Annotated in this window: 20 protein-coding genes; 14 read left to right on the top strand and 6 right to left on the bottom strand. The window is 67.2% G+C overall.

Going from position 1 to position 18,061, the window contains the following annotated elements; translation table 11 throughout:
* The first annotated feature begins 28 nt into the window (after positions 1 to 28).
* The 14 genes from ACLBWL_RS16270 to ACLBWL_RS16205 all read left to right on the top strand — a co-directional run bounded on the left by ACLBWL_RS16270 (position 29) and on the right by ACLBWL_RS16205 (position 14,222).
* Positions 29 to 223, top strand: a complete 195-nt coding sequence (locus ACLBWL_RS16270) for a DUF1192 domain-containing protein (protein WP_447794796.1) — start codon at positions 29 to 31, stop codon at positions 221 to 223.
* 143 nt (positions 224 to 366) lie between these two features.
* Complete coding sequence (gene clpA / locus ACLBWL_RS16265) at positions 367 to 2,682, top strand: ATP-dependent Clp protease ATP-binding subunit ClpA (RefSeq protein ID WP_447794795.1); 2,316 nt, start codon at positions 367 to 369, stop codon at positions 2,680 to 2,682.
* 167 nt (positions 2,683 to 2,849) lie between these two features.
* Positions 2,850 to 4,529, top strand: coding sequence for a diguanylate cyclase domain-containing protein (locus tag ACLBWL_RS16260; protein ID WP_447794793.1), 1,680 nt, complete (start codon positions 2,850 to 2,852; stop codon positions 4,527 to 4,529).
* A 70-nt stretch (positions 4,530 to 4,599) separates the two neighbouring features.
* Positions 4,600 to 4,797 carry a hypothetical protein gene (locus ACLBWL_RS16255; protein ID WP_447794791.1) on the top strand — a complete coding sequence of 66 codons (198 nt, stop codon included), beginning with the start codon at positions 4,600 to 4,602 and terminating at the stop codon, positions 4,795 to 4,797.
* Positions 4,798 to 4,849: 52 nt separating this feature from the next.
* Positions 4,850 to 5,089 carry an exodeoxyribonuclease VII small subunit gene (locus tag ACLBWL_RS16250; RefSeq protein ID WP_128454318.1) on the top strand — a complete coding sequence of 80 codons (240 nt, stop codon included), beginning with the start codon at positions 4,850 to 4,852 and terminating at the stop codon, positions 5,087 to 5,089.
* A 13-nt stretch (positions 5,090 to 5,102) separates the two neighbouring features.
* Entirely contained in the window at positions 5,103 to 6,008 is a 906-nt protein-coding gene (locus ACLBWL_RS16245) for a polyprenyl synthetase family protein (protein WP_447795045.1), read from the top strand.
* A 9-nt stretch (positions 6,009 to 6,017) separates the two neighbouring features.
* Entirely contained in the window at positions 6,018 to 6,524 is a 507-nt protein-coding gene (coaD, locus tag ACLBWL_RS16240; RefSeq protein ID WP_447794789.1) for a pantetheine-phosphate adenylyltransferase, read from the top strand.
* Between the two features lie 159 nt (positions 6,525 to 6,683).
* A complete protein-coding gene (locus ACLBWL_RS16235; protein WP_447794787.1) occupies positions 6,684 to 7,412 on the top strand; it encodes a peptidylprolyl isomerase in 729 nt (242 codons plus the stop codon).
* A gap of 7 nt (positions 7,413 to 7,419) precedes the next feature.
* Positions 7,420 to 8,445 carry a tRNA preQ1(34) S-adenosylmethionine ribosyltransferase-isomerase QueA gene (gene queA / locus ACLBWL_RS16230; RefSeq protein WP_447794785.1) on the top strand — a complete coding sequence of 342 codons (1,026 nt, stop codon included), beginning with the start codon at positions 7,420 to 7,422 and terminating at the stop codon, positions 8,443 to 8,445.
* Positions 8,446 to 8,453: 8 nt separating this feature from the next.
* On the top strand, positions 8,454 to 8,909 hold the full coding sequence (locus ACLBWL_RS16225) for an EF-hand domain-containing protein (protein ID WP_447794783.1): 456 nt from the start codon (positions 8,454 to 8,456) through the stop codon (positions 8,907 to 8,909).
* 1 nt (position 8,910) lies between these two features.
* Positions 8,911 to 10,059 carry a tRNA guanosine(34) transglycosylase Tgt gene (gene tgt / locus ACLBWL_RS16220; RefSeq protein ID WP_447794781.1) on the top strand — a complete coding sequence of 383 codons (1,149 nt, stop codon included), beginning with the start codon at positions 8,911 to 8,913 and terminating at the stop codon, positions 10,057 to 10,059.
* Positions 10,056 to 10,253, top strand: coding sequence for a hypothetical protein (locus ACLBWL_RS16215; protein ID WP_197978314.1), 198 nt, complete (start codon positions 10,056 to 10,058; stop codon positions 10,251 to 10,253). Before tgt ends, ACLBWL_RS16215 begins: the two co-directional genes overlap by 4 nt.
* 8 nt (positions 10,254 to 10,261) lie before the next feature.
* Positions 10,262 to 13,093 carry a M16 family metallopeptidase gene (locus ACLBWL_RS16210; RefSeq protein ID WP_447794779.1) on the top strand — a complete coding sequence of 944 codons (2,832 nt, stop codon included), beginning with the start codon at positions 10,262 to 10,264 and terminating at the stop codon, positions 13,091 to 13,093.
* A 154-nt stretch (positions 13,094 to 13,247) separates the two neighbouring features.
* A complete protein-coding gene (locus tag ACLBWL_RS16205) occupies positions 13,248 to 14,222 on the top strand; it encodes a cell wall hydrolase (protein ID WP_447794777.1) in 975 nt (324 codons plus the stop codon).
* A 101-nt stretch (positions 14,223 to 14,323) separates the two neighbouring features.
* On the opposite strand, the gene ACLBWL_RS16200 is transcribed toward ACLBWL_RS16205, so the two are convergent.
* The 6 genes from ACLBWL_RS16200 to ACLBWL_RS16175 all read right to left on the bottom strand — a co-directional run bounded on the left by ACLBWL_RS16200 (position 14,324) and on the right by ACLBWL_RS16175 (position 17,843).
* Entirely contained in the window at positions 14,324 to 14,551 is a 228-nt protein-coding gene (locus ACLBWL_RS16200; protein ID WP_447794776.1) for a hypothetical protein, read from the bottom strand.
* Positions 14,552 to 14,667: 116 nt separating this feature from the next.
* Complete coding sequence (locus ACLBWL_RS16195) at positions 14,668 to 14,880, bottom strand: cold-shock protein (protein WP_031394996.1); 213 nt, start codon at positions 14,878 to 14,880, stop codon at positions 14,668 to 14,670.
* A gap of 278 nt (positions 14,881 to 15,158) precedes the next feature.
* A complete protein-coding gene (locus tag ACLBWL_RS16190; RefSeq protein ID WP_447794775.1) occupies positions 15,159 to 15,572 on the bottom strand; it encodes a glycine zipper 2TM domain-containing protein in 414 nt (137 codons plus the stop codon).
* Between the two features lie 77 nt (positions 15,573 to 15,649).
* Complete coding sequence (locus ACLBWL_RS16185) at positions 15,650 to 16,090, bottom strand: DUF3597 domain-containing protein (RefSeq protein ID WP_447794774.1); 441 nt, start codon at positions 16,088 to 16,090, stop codon at positions 15,650 to 15,652.
* The gene (locus ACLBWL_RS16180) at positions 16,087 to 17,574 is read right to left on the bottom strand and encodes a hypothetical protein (RefSeq protein ID WP_447794773.1); all 1,488 of its coding nucleotides are present in this window, start codon (positions 17,572 to 17,574) and stop codon (positions 16,087 to 16,089) included. The genes ACLBWL_RS16185 and ACLBWL_RS16180 overlap by 4 nt, the downstream gene beginning before the upstream one ends.
* Positions 17,571 to 17,843: a hypothetical protein gene (locus ACLBWL_RS16175; protein ID WP_447794772.1), complete on the bottom strand. Its 273-nt coding sequence runs from the start codon at positions 17,841 to 17,843 to the stop codon at positions 17,571 to 17,573. Before ACLBWL_RS16175 ends, ACLBWL_RS16180 begins: the two co-directional genes overlap by 4 nt.
* Between the last annotated feature and the right edge of the window lie 218 nt (positions 17,844 to 18,061).

The following is an 18,061-nucleotide window of genomic DNA, read 5'->3' as shown; positions in this document are numbered from 1 at the left end:
TCCGGTGCGGGTCAACGTTACAGAAATTATGGACCTGGAAGACACCCCCTCCCGTCCCGACGATCTGCTCGACGCGCTCGTGCGACAGGACCTCGATCCGTTGTCGGTCGCCGAGCTCGATGCACGCATAACCGTGCTGCAGGGCGAGATCGCCAGATGCCAGGTCAAGAAGGACCGCGCGGTCAGTCACCGGGCCATCGCCGACGACCTCTTCAGGCGGTGATCGCGCTGCCCGCCTCCAAAAGCGTCGCATTTAGGCAGCGCAGGAACGGACGGGGCCGGGTTCAAGTGCTTGATGCGACCGATATCAGTTCCGACATAGTGGCAAAGGGCTTGCGGTCTCGCGGCCCGACAGGAGTATTGTAAATGCCATCATTTGCACCCGCCCTCGAGACCACGCTGCACAAGGCGCTCGAGGCGGCATCGTCCCGGCGCCACGAATATGCGACGCTGGAGCATCTGCTGCTCGCGCTGATCGACGACGAACATGCGTCGAAGGTCATGACCGCGTGCAATGTCGATATCGGTGAACTGAAAAATACCGTCTCGCATTACCTCGACAGCGAACTCGATGCGCTGAAGGTCGATGCGGCGACCGACCCCTCCCCCACCAGCGGGTTCCAGCGCGTCGTCCAGCGCGCGATCCTGCACGTTCAGTCCTCGGGCCGCGATGAAGTGACCGGTGCCAACGTGCTCGTCGCCTTGTTCAGCGAGCGCGAGAGCTATGCCGTTTATTTCCTGCAGCAGCAGGACATGAGCCGCCTCGATGCGGTCAGCTTCATCAGCCACGGTGTCGGCAAGGGTGGCCAGCAGGCGACCGAGGCCTCGACTCCCAAGGGTGCCGACGACGAGAAGCCGACCAAGGGACAGGAGAAGAAGACGGAAAGCGCACTCAAGCAATTCACCGTTGATCTCAACGAGAAGGCGAAGGCCGGCAAGGTCGATCCGCTGATCGGACGCGGCCCGGAGGTGGATCGCACGATCCAGATCCTGTGCCGCCGGTCGAAGAACAACCCGCTCTATGTCGGTGATCCCGGCGTCGGCAAGACCGCGATCGCGGAAGGCCTGGCGCGGAAGATCGTCGAGGGCGACGTGCCCGACGTGCTGTTGCCGGCGATCATCTATTCGCTCGACATGGGCGCATTGCTGGCGGGCACGCGGTATCGTGGCGACTTCGAGGAGCGCTTGAAGGCGGTCGTCAACGAGCTCGAGAAGCTGCCCGACGCCGTGCTGTTCATCGACGAGATCCACACGGTGATCGGCGCGGGCGCGACGAGTGGCGGGGCGATGGATGCGTCGAACCTGCTGAAGCCTGCGCTCAGCGGCGGGACGATCCGGTGCATCGGTTCGACGACGTACAAGGAGTTCCGCAACCACTTCGAGAAGGACCGCGCACTACTGCGGCGCTTCCAGAAGATCGACGTGAACGAGCCGACGATCGAGGATACCATCAAGATCCTCGCTGGCTTGCGCTCGGCGTTCGAGGAGCATCACAACGTCAAGTACACGCCCGATGCGATCAAGTCGGCGGTCGAGCTGTCGGCGCGGTACATCAACGACCGCAAGCTGCCGGACAAGGCGATCGACGTGATCGACGAGGTCGGCGCGATGCAGATGCTGGTGGCACCCAACAAGCGCAAGAAGACGATCACCCCCAAGGAGATCGAGATGGTCATCGCGACGATGGCGCGGATCCCGCCGAAGTCGGTGTCGACCGATGACAAGCTGGCACTCGCCACGCTCGAGACCGATCTGAAGCGGGTGGTATTCGGTCAGAATGCGGCGATCGAGAAGCTGGCGTCGGCGATCAAGCTGGCGCGGGCGGGTCTGCGTGAGCCCGAGAAGCCGATCGGCAACTACCTGTTCACCGGGCCTACGGGCGTCGGCAAGACCGAGGTCGCCAAGCAGTTGTCGACGATCCTGGGCATTCCGCTCCAGCGGTTCGACATGTCCGAATATATGGAGCGGCATTCGGTCAGCCGCCTGATCGGTGCGCCCCCGGGCTATGTCGGGTTCGACCAGGGCGGCCTGCTGACCGACGCGATCGATCAGAACCCGCACTGCGTGCTTCTGCTCGACGAGATCGAGAAGGCGCATCCTGACCTGTTCAACATCCTGTTGCAGGTGATGGATAACGGGCGGCTGACCGACCAGCACGGCAAGTCGGTCGATTTCCGCAACGTCATCCTGATCATGACGACCAATGCGGGCGCCAGCGACATGGCGCGCGAGACGGTCGGCTTCGGCAATTTGTCGCGCGAGGGCGAGGACGAGGTGGCCGTGACGAAGATGTTCACGCCGGAATTCCGCAACCGTCTCGATGCGGTGGTGCCGTTCGGGTACCTGCCGACCGAAGTGGTCGCGCGGGTGGTGGACAAGTTCATCCTCCAGCTCGAACTCCAGCTGGCGGACCGCGGCGTGCATATCGTCCTCGACGACGAGTCGAAGGCGTGGCTGACGACCAAGGGCTATGACAAGCTGTACGGCGCACGGCCGATGGGTCGCCTGATCCAGGAGAAGATCAAGCAGCCGCTCGCCGAGGAACTGCTGTTCGGCAAGCTGGTCCATGGCGGTGAGGTGACGGTGAAGATGAAGGACGGCGCGCTGTCGTTCGCGATCGAGCCTGCTGCGCCGAAGAAGCCGAAGAAGAAGGGCAAGGTGGAACCGGTCGACGCGGACTAATTATTCCGTCGACGTGTTTGTGAAATCGACCAGGTCAAAAATCGGCAAGGTTACAACGTCGGCAAGGGTTTATAACTGCAAGATCCGGCTGCGCCCCACGGCGTGGCCGGATTATTGTAAGGAGGGTCTTTACGATTCATTGGCGAACCTCCTTTTATTGCGGAGACATGATACAGCGCGTTCGCATCGGTTGGCTGCTGGGCCTCATCGCGCTGGTTACCGGGCTTGCCTGCCCGGCGCCGTCGCATGCCGCCGGCCACCCGCTGGCAGTCTGCATCCTCCCCGCCAAACCGGGAATGACCGCCAAGGCGCTGTTCGCGAACCCCGCGCAGTTCGACTGCACCGCGCCGCAATCGCGGTTCGGCAGCGGCGACTTCTGGGTGCTGTCGCAACCTCTTCCGGGCGATATCGCCCGCATCCCGGACCTGGGCGCACGGAGCGCGAGCGTGTGGCAGAACCGACTGACGCTGTTCGTGCTCTACGCCGACGGCGCGATCCGGCGCAGCGGGTTCACCAGCAGCACGGTCGGTCCGCATCTCAAGCTCGGCGCCACGCTGTCGATCGCACTCCCCCGCCACGACGCACCTCCGGCCCGGCTGTTGTGGCATGTCGAGGGCGCCGGCAATCTTCGCGGGGTCTTGCTCGGCGCGTCGGTGGCCACGCAGAGCGAGGCCAATACGAGCGAAACATTGATGGCGGCAATCTATGCCGCGTTCGGCGGGATCGTGCTCGCGCTGATGATCTACAATCTCGCGTTATGGGGTGCGCTGCGCCAGGCATTCCAGCCGGTCTATTGCCTGATGCTGTTCTGTCTGGCGGCCTATGCGTTCTCGTCGTCGGGCGCGCTCGGGCAGGTTATGCCGTCGCTCGACAACAACGATCGGCTGCGGATCAACGTCGTCCTGCTGTCGGCGTCCGCGGTCGCGGTGCTGGCGTTCGCGCGCGTGTTCTTCGAGCGGCGCGTGTTCGCCGGCTGGCTGGGATCGGCGACCAGCGTCGTCATGGCGACCATCGCCGCGACGAGCGTCAGCTATGTCCTGATCGCACCGTCGCATCTGCATGCACTCGATCGCCTGTTGTCGCTGGCCTATGTCCCGCTGATGATGCTGATCCCGGCGATCCTGTACCGGGCGTGGCGGGTGCGCAGCAATTATTTGTGGATGTTCGCGCTCGCCTGGGGTGCGCCGATCGTGTTCGCGGGCATGCGGATCGCGAGTTCGATGGGCCTGATCGCGTGGAGCTTCTGGCTCGATCATTCGACCATTGTATCGATGATGCTGGAGGCGATGCTGTCGAGCGTGGCGATCGCGTACCGGATCCGGTTGCTCAGCCTCGATCGCGATGCGGCGCGCGAGCAGGAGATCGCGGCGCGGGTGCTGGCGGATACCGATCCGCTGACCGGGTTGCTCAATCGCCGCGCGTTCCTGTCGCGCGCGACCGCACGCACCGGCGATCAGACGTTGCTGATCGCCGACATCGACCATTTCAAGACCGTCAACCAGGCGATCGGCCATGATGGCGGCGACGAGGTATTGCGCCGGACCGCGCGGGCGTTGCGGAGCGCGGTGCCGCATGACGCCCTGGTCGCGCGGATCGGCGGCGAGGAGTTCGCGATCCTGATCGATGCGGCGGACCCGGTCCCGCCCGACGCAGTCCTGACGGCGTTGCGCAGCCAGCGGATGCCGCACGACATCGCCGTGACCGCCAGCATCGGCCGCTGTACCGGGCCGATCGCCAACGAAACCGACTGGACCGCGCTGTATCGCAGTGCCGACCGGGCGTTGTTCGATGCGAAGGCTGCGGGCCGCGACCGATCGCGCGACGCGACGTTGTTGCGCGCCGCCTGAGCCGCCTGCCCGACGGCTTGCCGATACGCGCGCGGTGCGGCATGATCCTGGCTCTGGGGGGGACGAAACGATGCGCAGTCGCAGAGGGATCTTGATCGCGGCCGGCGTGGCGACGGTGCTGCTGGTCGCGCGTCACCCGACCGCCGATATCCGGCTGATCACGCACGACGCGCGCGATCCCGCGCCGCACCGGATGCAGGCCGCGGTCGATTTCGGGCTGGTCGGCGTCTCGATCCTCTACACATGGACCGTCCACGGGTTGCGCTGATCGCGACGCGTCGCCTTGACCCTCGTCCGGTGCCTGCGCCATAGCGACGGGCATGGACACGCCGATCGAAGACCTCGCGTTCGAGGATGCATTGAAGGAACTCGAGCTTATCGTCGGGAAGCTGGAAAGTGGCGACACGCCGCTTCAGCAGGCGATCGAGTTGTACGAGCGCGGCAACAAGTTGCGCCAGCGTTGCGCCGACCGGCTGGACGCGGCGCAGGCGCGGATCGAGGCGATCCGGCTCGACGGCGAGGGCAAACCCGCCGGCGTCCGCCCGTTCGCGGCGGGCTGAACCGGTGACCGCGATGTCCGCCCCGCCGCCGTCCACCGCGTTGAACGACGCGCTCGCCGAGGTGGCCGCCGAGATCGATCGGCAGTTCGACCAGCTGCTGACGATCCCCGACGATCCGCGCGGCGACCTGTACCGGGCGATGCGGCATGCGGCGATCGGCGGCGGCAAGCGACTGCGGCCGTTGCTGGTGTTCGCGACCGCCAATCTGTTCGACGTGGCGCGCGAATGCTCGGCCCGCGCGGCGACGGCGATCGAAGCGATCCACGTCTATTCGCTGATCCATGACGACCTGCCGTCGATGGACAATGACGACATGCGGCGCGGCAAGCCGACCGTGCACAAGGTGTTCGACGAGGCGACCGCGATCCTGGCGGGCGATTGCCTGCATGCGCTGGCGTTCGAGATCCTGGCGGACCCGGCGACGCATGCCGATCCTTTCGTCCGCATCGAGCTGGTCCAGGACCTCGCGCGCGCCGCCGGCCCCAATGGCATGGCGGGCGGGCAGAAGATGGATATCGAGGCCGAGAGTACGCGCTTCGATCTCAATACCGTCACGCGGCTCCAGCAGATGAAGACCGGCGCGCTGATCTCGGCGTCGGTCGAGGCCGGCGCTATCCTGGGGCGGTTGCCGCCGGAGGGGCGTGTCGGGCTGCGCGGCTATGCGCATGACCTAGGGCTCGCCTTCCAGATCGCCGACGATCTGCTCGATGCCGAAGGTGACGAGGCGGTGGTTGGCAAGTCGTTGCGCAAGGACGAGGTCGCGGGCAAGGAGACGTTTCTGTCGCTGCTCGGGCCGGAGCGCGCGCGCGAACAGGCGCGGATGCTGGTCGACCAGGCGATCGCGCATCTCCATAGCTATGGCAAGGAAGCCGACCTGTTGCGGGATATCGCCCGCTTCGTGCTCGACCGCGACCGCTAGGAGAGCGCAATGACACCCCGCATCGGCGTTTATCCCGGCACGTTCGATCCTGTGACCCTGGGTCATATGGACATCATCCGGCGCGGCGCGAAGCTCGTCGATCGGCTCGTGATCGGGGTGACGACCAACCCCTCGAAGTCGCCGATGTTCACGATCGAGGAACGGATGGCAACGGTCCGCCGCGAAGTGGCGAGCATCGGCGGCGACATCCAGGTCGTCGAATTCGATTCGCTGCTGATGGACTTCGCCGAGCGTCAGGGGGCGAAAGTGATCGTCCGCGGCTTACGCGCGGTCGCCGATTTTGAATACGAATATCAGATGGCGGGGATGAACCAGCAGATCAATCCGCGCGTCGAGACGGTGTTCCTGATGGCCGACGTCGCGTTGCAGCCGATCGCGAGCCGGCTGGTCAAGGAGATCGCGCTGTTCGGCGGAGACATCGCCAAGTTCGTGCCCGAGGCGGTGCGGGTCGAGGTGGTCGCCCGCGTCGAGAAGATTGGCCGCAAGGGAAGCTGAGGGCCCTCCGTCATCCTGACTTTCGTCAGGATGACGGAGTACGAGGCTAGCGAACGCCCGGCCTGCGACGTCTCCCGAACGTTCAGATTGGCGCAAGCCGGGATTTGCTCTAAGTGGCGGCAGCCTGGTTGCGCCGGGTGTCTTACGAGTGGGAATTTGATGCGCTTTTTCGCCGGTATGTTCGCGTTGCTCGGGTGCCTCGTTGCGATGCCCGCGGTGGCTGCGCAGAAGAAGGATGTCGTCGTGACGGCCGCGCGGGCGACTCCGCCGCTCACGACCGACACGCAGAACCTGTGGCTGCTCGATTTGTCGACCGGTGGCCGCGTAACGATCTGGCTACGGCCCGATGTCGCCCCGCTGATGGTCGAGCGGATCAAGACGCTCACCCGTCAGCATTTCTATGACGGCCTCGCGTTCCACCGCGTGATCGACGGCTTTATGGCGCAGGGCGGCGATCCCAAGGGCGACGGCACCGGCGGCTCGACGCTCCCTGACCTGAAGGCCGAGTTCAATTACCTGCCGCACGTTCGCGGCGCGGTGTCGGCGGCGCGGTCGGACAAGGAGGACAGCGCGAACAGCCAGTTCTTCATCGTCTTCCAGCCGCGGCTCAGCCTCGACAAGAAATACACCGTGTTCGGTCGCGTGCTCGACGGGATGCAGTATGTCGATGCGATCGAGCGTGGCGAGCCGCCCGCGAACCCGACGCGGATCGTCCATGCCTATATCGCCGCGGACAATCCCCCCGCGTATGTCGCCGGACCGCCTGCGCCCGCGCTTGGAGCGCCGGTGACGTTGCCGGATACCGCGACCGGCCCGAACGCCGCAGCGCCGAAGCTTGCTCCCGCCGGCCGCAAGGCGCCCGTGAAGAAGACCCCAGCAAAGAAGTGATCCTGCGTTGAACGTCGACCTTTTCGACTTCGACCTGCCGACCGACAACATCGCGCTCCGCCCCGCGGCGCCGCGCGATGCCGCCCGGATGCTGGTGCTCGAAGGTGATGCGACCCGGGACGCGGGCGTTTCGGACCTCCCGTCGCTGCTGCGGCGCGGCGACATGCTCGTCTTCAACGATACGCGGGTCATTCCCGCGCAGCTCGACGGGCGCCGCGGCGACGCGAAGATCGGGGCGACGTTGCACAAGCGCGAGGGGCCGCGGCGGTGGCGCGCGTTTATCCGCAACGCGCGGCGGCTACACGACGGCGACGTGATCGATTTCGGCAACGGCGTCAGCGCGGCGGCGGTCGATCGCGAGGACGACGGCAGTTATGCGCTGGTGTTCGCGGGCGACGAGCCGGTCGAACTGCTGCTGGAGCGTGCGGGCCACATGCCCCTGCCCCCGTATATCGCCGGCAAGCGCCCGACCGACGAGCGCGATGCGGACGATTACCAGACGATGTTCGCGTCCGAGCCGGGCGCGGTCGCCGCGCCCACCGCCGCGCTGCATTTCACGCCGAAGCTGATGGCCGCTCTCGACGCAGCCGGGATCGGTCATGCGACGCTGACGCTGCATGTCGGCGCCGGGACGTTCCTGCCGGTCAAGGCGACCGATACGACCGAGCACCGGATGCACGCCGAATGGGGCCGGATCGATGCCGCCACCGCTGATCGGCTGAACGCGGTGCGCGCGAACGGTGGCCGGGTGATCGCGGTCGGGACGACGTCGCTGCGGCTGATCGAGAGCGCGACCGGCGAGGATGACGTGATCCGCCCGTTCGACGGCGATACCGCGATCTTCATCACCCCGGGATACCGATTTCGCGGGATTGATGGCTTGATGACCAATTTCCATCTGCCGCGCTCGACCTTGTTCATGCTGGTGTCGGCGCTGATGGGGCGGGAGCGGATGCAGGCGGCGTACGCCCATGCGATCGCGGCGAAGTATCGTTTCTACAGCTATGGCGACGCCTCGCTTCTGCTGCCATGACAGGTGGCATGTTGCTCGCTTTCGCCTTGCTCCAGGCCATTACCGCCGCGCCGCCGCCCGCCGGCGCGCCACAGCCGCCCGCGACGATCTTCGCCGAGCCCGCCGCGCTGTTCATCGCCGCGTGCGATGCGAACGGCGACGGGCGGGTGACGCAGGCCGAGCTGACCGCGGGAGTGGCGCGGAGCTATGCGACCGCCGAGGGCGCTGCGTCGGGGTCGATCGGCTATATCGCGTTTGCCGACTGGGCGCAGGCGTGGCTCGGCGATCGCAACGCGTTGCCGAGCCCGTTCGAAGTCGACCGCGACGGCGACAACCGGATCACGCTGGCCGAACTCCAGGCGCGGTTCGCGCAGTTCTTCGCGCGGTTCGACCGCGACAAGGACAATGTGCTGACCCGCGCCGAACTCATCACCATCCGCGGCGCGCCGGCTGGCGATCGCTACGGCCTGCGCAAGAAACGTTGATATGACTCGTCCCCGCTTCGACTTCACCATTTCCGCGACCGACGGCAAGGCGCGCACCGGCGTCATCGCGATGCAGCGCGGCGACATCCGCACGCCGGCGTTCATGCCGGTCGGCACCGCGGCCACGGTCAAGGGCATGAAGCCCGCCGACGTGGTCGGGGCTGGTGCCGACATCATCCTCGGCAACACCTATCATCTGATGTTGCGGCCGGGCGCGGAACGGGTCGCGCGGCTGGGCGGGCTGCACGCGTTTTCGGGCTGGTCGAAGCCGATCCTGACCGACTCCGGCGGCTATCAGGTGATGAGCCTCGCCGACCTGACCAAGCGGTCCGAGGAGGGCGTGTCGTTCAAGTCGCACCTCGACGGCACGCGGCATCTGTTGAGCCCGGAGCGATCGATCGAGATCCAGCGGCTGCTCGGCTCGAACATCGTCATGGCGTTCGACGAACTGGTGCCGACGACCTCGACGCGCGAGGTGCAGGCCGCCGCGATGGAGCGATCGATGCGCTGGGCGAAGCGGTCGCGCGCGGCGTTCGATGCGGGCGAAGCGCATGCCGAAAACAACGCGATCTTCGGGATCCAGCAGGGCGCGTTGAACGAGGGCTTCCGGAAGTCGTCGGCCGATGCGCTGATCGATATCGGCTTCGACGGCTATGCGGTTGGCGGGCTCGCGGTTGGTGAGGGCCAGGAGGCGATGTTCGGCTGTCTCGACTTCGCACCGGACCAGTTGCCGGTCGACAAGCCGCGCTATCTGATGGGGGTCGGCAAGCCCGACGACATCGTCGGCGCGGTGGAGCGCGGGATCGACATGTTCGATTGCGTGATGCCCACGCGGTCCGGGCGGACCGGCCAGGCGTTCACGCGGACTGGGCCGATCAACATCCGTAACGCCAAATTCGCCGAGGATATGGGGCCGCTCGATCCCGCCTGCCCCTGCCCGGTCTGCGCGACCTGGGGCCGGGCGTATCTGCATCACCTCGTCCGGTCGGGCGAAATGCTTGGCGCAATGCTGATGACGGAGCATAACATCTGGTTCTACGAAACGCTGATGGCAGACCTGCGGGCGGCGATCGCCGCAGGGACGCTGACGCAGTTCGCGAATGATTTCCGCGCGGTGTATGCCCGGAAGAGTGAAGGAGAGCCCAAGTGACCATCAAGATCGACAGCGACACGCCGAACGAAATCCTCGCCGCCGCGAAGGAAGCCAAGCTGCAGGCCGAAGCCGCCGCGCACAACGCCGCGGAGAAGGCCAAGAGCTGGCCGCTTGCGAAGATCGGGCTGGGCGTCGGCATCGGCTCGGCGGCGATCGCGGGCGCCGTGTTGTTCGCCAACCGCAACAAGTAAGGACCTCCATGCGCCTCCTCCGCTCCGCGCTGCTGCTGACCGCAGCATGTCTTCCAGTGGCGGTGGCGGCGCAGACCGCACCAGCCCCTGCGCAAGTGTCGGTCAAGCCGCTCGCCTATACCGAGCGCGCGTTGCCGAACGGGCTGCGCGTGTATGCGATCCGTGACACGGGCACGCCGAACGTCTCGGTCCAGGTCTGGTACGACGTCGGTTCGAAGGACGATCCCAAGGGCAAGTCCGGGTTCGCGCACATGTTCGAACACCTCATGTTCAAGTCGACGCGCAATCTGGTGTCGGAGCAGATGGACCGGCTGACCGAGGACGTCGGCGGCTACAACAACGCGTCGACCAACGACGACTATACCAATTATTACGAGGTGATCCCCGCCAACCACCTCCAGCGGCTGCTGTTCGCGGAAGCCGACCGGATGGCGAGCCTGGTCGTCGAGCCCAAGAGCTTCGGCTCGGAGCGCGACGTGGTGAAGGAGGAGCTGCGCCAGCGGACGCTCGCGCAGCCCTATGGCAAGCTGTTCTCGATCTATTATCCCGAGCTAGCCTATCAGGTTCACCCCTATGCACGACCGGGGATCGGCAGCCTGGAGAACCTCGAAGCCGCCGGGATCGACGACGTCCGCGCGTTCCACGCGACCTATTATCGACCCGACAACGCCATCCTAGTAGTCTCCGGCAATTTCGATCCGGCACAGCTGAATCGCTGGATCGACCAGTATTTCGCGGGCATCAAGAAGCCGTCCGCGGTGATCCCGCGCGTGACCGTGGCCGAGCCTCCGCGGACCAAGGCCGTCACGCGGACGGTGTACGAGCCGAACACCCCCCTGCCCGCGGTGCTGGTCAGCTATCACCTGCCGCCGGACCGCGACGCGGATATTCCCGCGCTGATGGTGCTCAAGGCCGTGCTGGCAACGGGCGAAAGTTCGCGGTTGTACGAGAGCGTCGTGTACCGTGACCAGCTCGCGCAGTCGGCCGAGGCGTTCCTCGATACCAAGCAGGCGACCGGCAACATGGTCGTCTATGCGATCCTCGCGGGCGGAAAGACCGTCGAGGCGGGCGAGGCTGCGTTGAAGCGCGAGATCGCGCGGTTCCGCGATGCGCCCGTGACCGCTGCCGAGCTGGCCGAGGCGAAGAACGAGATCCTCACCCAGTCGATCCAGTCGCGCGAGACCGCTGAGGGCAAGGCGAGCACGCTGGCGTCCGCCGTGCTGGTCGACGGCGATCCGGCCGCGGCGGACAAGCAACTCGCGGCGATCTCCAAGGTGACGGCGGCGGATATCCAGCGGGTCGCGCGGAAATATCTGGGCGATGCTCAATCGGCGACGATCCGCTACATGCCGCTTGCCGCCAAGCCCGCAACCGGCGTTACCGAGACGATCGCGGTGGCGCCCACCGTGCAGGTCGCCGATCTGAAGGCGCCGGCGAATGTCGAGATCGTGACACCCGCGCCCGAAGGCCAGCGCGTCCAGCCGCCCGCACCGGGTGCGCCGGTCTCGCCGACCATCCCGCAGCCGGTCGAGGTTCGCCTCGCCAACGGCATGCGGCTGGTCACGGTGGAGCGGCATGAGTTGCCGATCGTCACCGCCTATCTGGTGACCGCCGGCGGTGCGGCGACCGATCCCGCGAACCGGGCGGGCGTCAGCAGCCTGTCGGCAGAGCTGATGACCAAGGGTACCAAGACGCGGTCGGCGACCGAGATCGCGCGCGCGGTCGAGGGTCTGGGCGGCGCGATCGGGAGTGCGGCGGGCAGCGATGGCGCGTCGGTCGACGTGACCGTGAAGTCGGACCAGCTGGCGCCGGCGATGGCGATCCTCGCCGATGTCGCCGTCAACCCGGCGTTCGCGCCCGACGAGATCGAGCGCGCACGGACGCAGCAGATCGACGCGGTCACGCTGGCGTTGAAGGATCCGGCGCAGGTCGCCGGACTGGTCGCGGACCGCGCGGTGCTGGGTGGCTCGCCGTATGGCGCGCCGACCGGTGGCACGCCGCTGTCGCTGAAGGCCATCGCGCGATCGGATATCACCGCGGCATATGCGCGAAGCTTCCAGCCTGCGCAGGCGACGCTGATCATGGTCGGCGACGTAACCGCGGCGAAGGCGAAGGCGCTGGCCGAAGCGCAGTTCGGCGGCTGGACGTCGCAAGGCGCGGGTGCGCCCAAGGCAGCGGCGGTGGTCTATCCCAAGCCCCGCGTAATCGTCGTCGACATGCCTGAGGCTGGGCAAGCGGGCGTCGTCGTCGCTCGGCCCGGCATCGCGCGCGCCGACCCGCGCTATTATCCGCTCGCGGTGGGCAATACCGTGCTCGGCGGCGGTTTCTCGTCACGGCTGAACCAGGAGATCCGAATCAAGCGCGGGTTGGCGTATGGCGCAGGCAGCGCGCTGGATGCGGGCAAGACGCAAGGAACGGTCGCCGCGCGGACGCAGACCAAGAACCCGACCGCGGCCGAGGTAGTGACGCTGATCGCCGCCGAAATGACGCGGATGGGGACGTCGCCCGTTCCGCCGAGCGAACTCGACACGCGCAAGGCGGTGCTGATCGGCAATTTTGGTCGCAATATCGAGACGACCTCGGGCGTTGCGGGGATTCTCGGCGCCTATGTCCAGAACGGCGTGCCGCTCGGCGAATTGCAGCGCTACACCGGTGCGGTCGGGGCAGTCGATCCGGCCGCGGTGCAGGCGGCGGCAGTCGCGCTGCTCGATCCGAAGGCAGCGAGCATCGTCGTGGTCGGCGACGCCAAACAGTTCATCGAACCGCTCCGGCAAGCCTATCCGAACGTCGAAGTCATTCCGGAAGCAGCGTTAAAACTCGATACGCCAACCTTACGGTAAGCAATCCCTGCCACGATGAATGTCGTCCCGCGTTGGGACGAGCGGAAATGCGGGACAGATTGCAGCGGCGTTTTCGGCTATGCACGATCGTCCCGCGGACCGCGGGCGTTGGCGAGGTAGGAATTTGCGGGTTCGGTTGCAGACATTTCGGCTGATGCGCCGCATCTGGCTCGCCGCGGTCACGGTCCTGCTCGTGATTGGCGCGGGCATTTCCGCTCAGGCCGCGCTGCGGGCGCTGGCCGACCACGGGCGCGGCTCGACCAGCCGGACCGGGGCTGCGATCTCGCCGATCGCCGCACCCTCGGCCGGAAGCCTGGAAACCGCCGCACCCGCCGCCGGCGTGACCGGGACGATCGACCTGCCCGTGCTGCCGATTCCGGCCGGCGCGGTGAGCGATTCCGGCGTGGTCCCTGCCCGCCCGTTCACGATGACCGGCATCTCGGCGATCGACCGGGGCCGGGCGGTGCAGTGCCTGACCGCGGCGATCTATTACGAAGCCGCGTCCGAACCCGATGCGGGCCAGCAGGCGGTTGCCCAGGTGATCCTCAACCGTGCGCGTCATCCGGCGTTTCCCGGAACGGTGTGCGGGGTGGTGTACCAAGGCTCCGAACATGCTGGTTGCCAGTTCAGCTTTGCCTGCGACGGGGCGATGGCCCGCGTTCCCGATCGCGCCGCTTGGATGCGCGCGGCACGGAATGCGGGGATGGCGCTGTCGGGCTATGTCTATGCCCCGGTCGGACTGGCGACGCATTACCACACCTATGCGGTGACGCCGGCGTGGAACCGCAGCCTGGTGATGACCGATGTGGTCGGGGCGCATTTCTTTCACCGCTGGAAGGGGTATTGGGGCACATCTGCGGCCTTCAACCAGCGCTATGTCGGCGGCGAGCCGGTGCCGGGTCCGCATACATCGCTCGCGCCGATCGTGCCACCGACGCCGGAGATGATCGCGGCGGGAATCGCCGCTGCCAAAGCTGTGACGCCGCCGGCAGCACCGGTCGCAGTGGCTGCGGCGAGCGGGCAGCCGGGTGCCACGCCGGCCAAGGTTGCGCCGGTTGCGACCGACACGCTGCCGCCGGAATCGCAGATCCTCGACCGCTGGAAGGATTCGGGTAAGCCGCTCAAATAACCCGCGATTTACGGGACGACGATACGACGAAGCCCGGGTGCTGGTGGCACCCGGGCTTCGTTCGTTTTTACGTCTGACCGCGACGCATCGCAGCGGTGCGCCTATTCGGCGGCGACCATGACGTTCATCATGTTCATGCGCTCGCCACCCGGGGGGGCAGCTTCGCGGGCGGCGCGGAGGACCTGCGTGCGTTCGGCGCGCGATGCCATCTCGTCCCAGGCCTTTTCGGCGCGGCGGCAGCGATCGCGGACGTTGTCGAGCTGCGCGGCATCGCCATTGCGACGCTCTTCTTCAGCACGGGCCCGGTAAAATTCTGGGTTGTCTGCCATGCTGATGCGCTCCTGCAATGATTGGTAAAGGGGTGATGCGGCGACCCCGGGGGTGACCCAGGCGCCGCCGCATCGCAACCGAGATCAGGGTGGCGGACCGTAATCCGCCAGCGAGATCAATCGGCTGGCTGGAGGTTCACGGCCGACTGCTTGCCGCGCTTGTCGGGCTCGAGCTCGTAGGTGACGCGCTGGTTCTGGTTCAGCGTCGGCATGCCGGCGCGCTCAACCGCGGTGATGTGCACGAAGGCATCGTTGCCGCCGCCATCCGGCGCGATGAAGCCATAGCCCTTGTCGGCGTTGAAGAATTTTACGGTTCCGGTGATAGCCATATAACGGCTCCTTCTTAGTAGAGAGTAACCCGACGTTCGGGCGACCCGTGCCGCGGAGCAGGGAAAGAAGGAGAAAGGTGCCGCAAAGCGCCAAGAACCGTCGATGTGCGACTGTAGCTGAGCACTATATGGGCCAGGACCGCCGGAAATGCAAATCCTGCCGGCAAAATGGGTCACACACTGCGTCGATTTGCGCGTATAATATTTTCCCGCGCCGGGCCTGGCGCGGCCTCAATTCAGGACGACCGGCGCCGATATTTCGGCGCCGGTCGAGGCCTTTAGCGGCAGCGCGTCTCGTTGCTCGAGCGATCGACCGCACGCCCCGCGAGCGCACCGCCCGCCGCACCGAGGACCGTGCCGAGCAGACCCGAGCCGCCGGGCGCGATGACGTTGCCGAGCACGCCGCCCGCGACTCCGCCGACGATCAGACCGGTGGTGCCGTCGTTGCGGCGGCAGTAATAGCGGCCGTCGTTACCGCGATAGATGCGCTCGTTGCGCGACAGGCGGCGCTCGCGATAGCGGCGGTCGTCGCGGTAGTAGCGGCCGGCATCGTAGCTGCCATAGGCGGGATCCGGCCGGTTATAGTCGTAGGACCGATAGCGCGGGTCGACGCCGTAGCGGCCGCCGCCGTCGCCGACACAGCCGGCAACCAGGGTGGAGGCGGCCAGCAGGCCCAGCATCGCAACGCGCATTTCGTGTCCTTTCAGTGGGTTGATAGTCTATGCGCAATGCTCGGCGCCGACATTTGGTTGCCGGCGCCGATCATAGATCAATCCTTGAGGTTGGCGGGCACGGTGCCGCCGTTCTTCTCCAGCTCGCGCATGACCGCCTTGATCAGCCACATGTTCATCTCCGCGCTGCCGTCCTTGGCGCCGGTATAGCCGAGCTCGGTGGCGAGTTCCTTGCGGTTGTCGAGGCTCGAATCGAGATCGAGCAGCTTCATCAGGTCGACGATCGAGGTGCGCCAGTTGAGATCCGAACCCCTCTTGGCGGCGATACCCGACAACACCGCTTCGACGTCGACCGGTGCGGCGGCGGGGGCAGCCTGCGGAGTCGGGGCGGGCTGTGCCGCGGTCGTCTGCGGGGCGGGTGCGGCCTGCGTGGTCTGCGGCGCGGGCGCGGCGTCGGCCTTGGGCGTGCCGAAATGGCCGCTGCCGAGCGGGCCATGCTCGCCGAAGATGGCGGACTTGATCTTGCTGAAGATGCTCATGGGGGGTCTCCGTCGTCTGGAAGTGTGACGGCGATTGAACGCCCGGTCGGCGGTTTGGGTTCAGCGACCGGGCGTTTCGCGACGGGCGGTTCGTCGGGTATTTCGGTGTCGGGTATTTCGGCGCCGGGTATTTCAGCGGCTCGCCACCATGCGAAAGCGGAAGGTTCGCTCGGCGTGTCCGGCATCTCCGAGCGCTGCGCATCGCACGCCCAGGCTACCCCGGTGACGCGATCGGCATCGGTGTCGGCGATCGTTTCGACGCCGGCCGCGTCGATCAGGCCGACATCGATCGCATAGCCGAGGAACCACGCGTCGCGGTCCGCGCCCTCCGCCGCCGCGCGCGCGGCGACTTCGCGGCGGCGCGGCGTGTCGAGGATGATCGCCTCGTCGAGCGAGCAGTCGCGGCTGTAATCGTCGTCGCCGAAATGCGCGCCATCCTCGCCGTCGAAGTCGAGCGGCGGCGGGAACGCGGTGCGCCAGCAATCGGCGTCCTCGTCGAACCAGACCGGGTCCCGAACCGCGGGCGCCGTGTCGGATGCGGCGTGAAGTGCAGGAAGTGCAGACGCTGGAGCGATGTCTGCGGCGGCCTTTTGGGGGACGGGTTCTGGGGTGGGTTCGGGGACGGGTTCGGGGGCCAGGCGCAGCAGGCCCGCGGCTTCGGCGCGCGACCATTGCTCGGCGGTCCAGCCGGCGCGCGCGGCGGGATCGAGATCGGCGGTGGCGATGTCGGCCGCGCGCGTCGACCCGGTGCGCAGCCAGAGATCGGCGCGGGCGAGCGCGAGGATCGGCGCCATCGCCGCCTCTGCTTCGCGGTCCGGGTGGGCGCTATCCGAGGGCGCGCCATCCGCGGGGATCCGTTCGCCGAGGAGGAGGCCGCCGAGAAACAGGCCGGCGCGGGCCGGGCCGGCATCGTGCCCGACCAGGTCAAGGAACGCGTCGAAATCGGCGGCGACCAGCCGCGCGGCGGCGTTGCTCGTCTCGCTGTCGGCGGCGTGGCGATCGAGCCGGTTGAGCAGCGCCATGGCGAGGCGGTTGTCGTAGCGGTGGCGCTCGATCACCGCGCCGTCCGGTCTCGTCACGCGCTCGATCTGGCCGGCGATCGCGCGGTGGAACAACGCCTCGGCGACGATCGGTCGCGCGACCAGCTTGGCGGCGTCCCAGCCGAGCGCGAACGCGCCGCCCGCCGCACGGCGGCGCAGGCGGTAGGCGACGCCGGGCGTGAGGCCGACGCTGGCGCTGGCCTCGTCGACGGTGGCGCCTTCGGCGATGCGTTCGAGGAAGCCGCGCTGGCGCTCCGGGGTCCATCCGTCGAGGCGCTGGGTGTAGCGGGCGGGTTGCTCCGGGGTGAAAGCGCGCGGGTCGTGGTCGCGCGCGCGCGCGGCGTCCGGGGTATCGTGGCCGTCGTCGTCGACGGGTTCGGGCGCGAGCGGCGGGGTCGGCGTGGGGGCCGGCGGCGTGGGAGTGGGAGGCGTGGGGGCGGTCATCGGCGCATCGTCCGCGCGAGCGCGGTCCAGCGATCGCGGTTGGCGGCGATCTCGGGGGAGACGGGGATGCGGTGGCCGATGCGGCCGGCGTCGATATGCGCTTGCCAGGCGAGGACGTGGCGGGCGGCGTCGCAGAGGGTGTCGGGGATCGGCCGCTCTCCCGCCACCGCGCGCGGTGCGGCCGGGACCGGTGGATATACGATGCGGGGCTGGGGCGGATGCGGGGCCGGATGCGGCTGACACGGGGCCGGATGCAGTGCGTTCGCCATGATCGATCCTCTCGTACGGTGCGAAGAGGACCGATCAGATATGCCGGATCGGGGTCTGTAGGACAGCGGTTTCGTTGGGGCGGGGCGCGCGGGCTGGTCGGCGTTGGCGACCGCGGGGCCAACCGCGGGCTCGTTCCGCCGCGACAGCGGGGGAACAAGGAGCCACGATCGCTGTCCTGCCTGATCCTGGGCTCCCGCGTTCGCGGGAGAACAAGGGA

This window comes from Sphingomonas sp. M1A8_2b (genome assembly GCF_053345535.1).
Note: the sequence above shows the minus strand (reverse complement) of the source record. Positions and strands in the feature narration are given on the sequence as shown.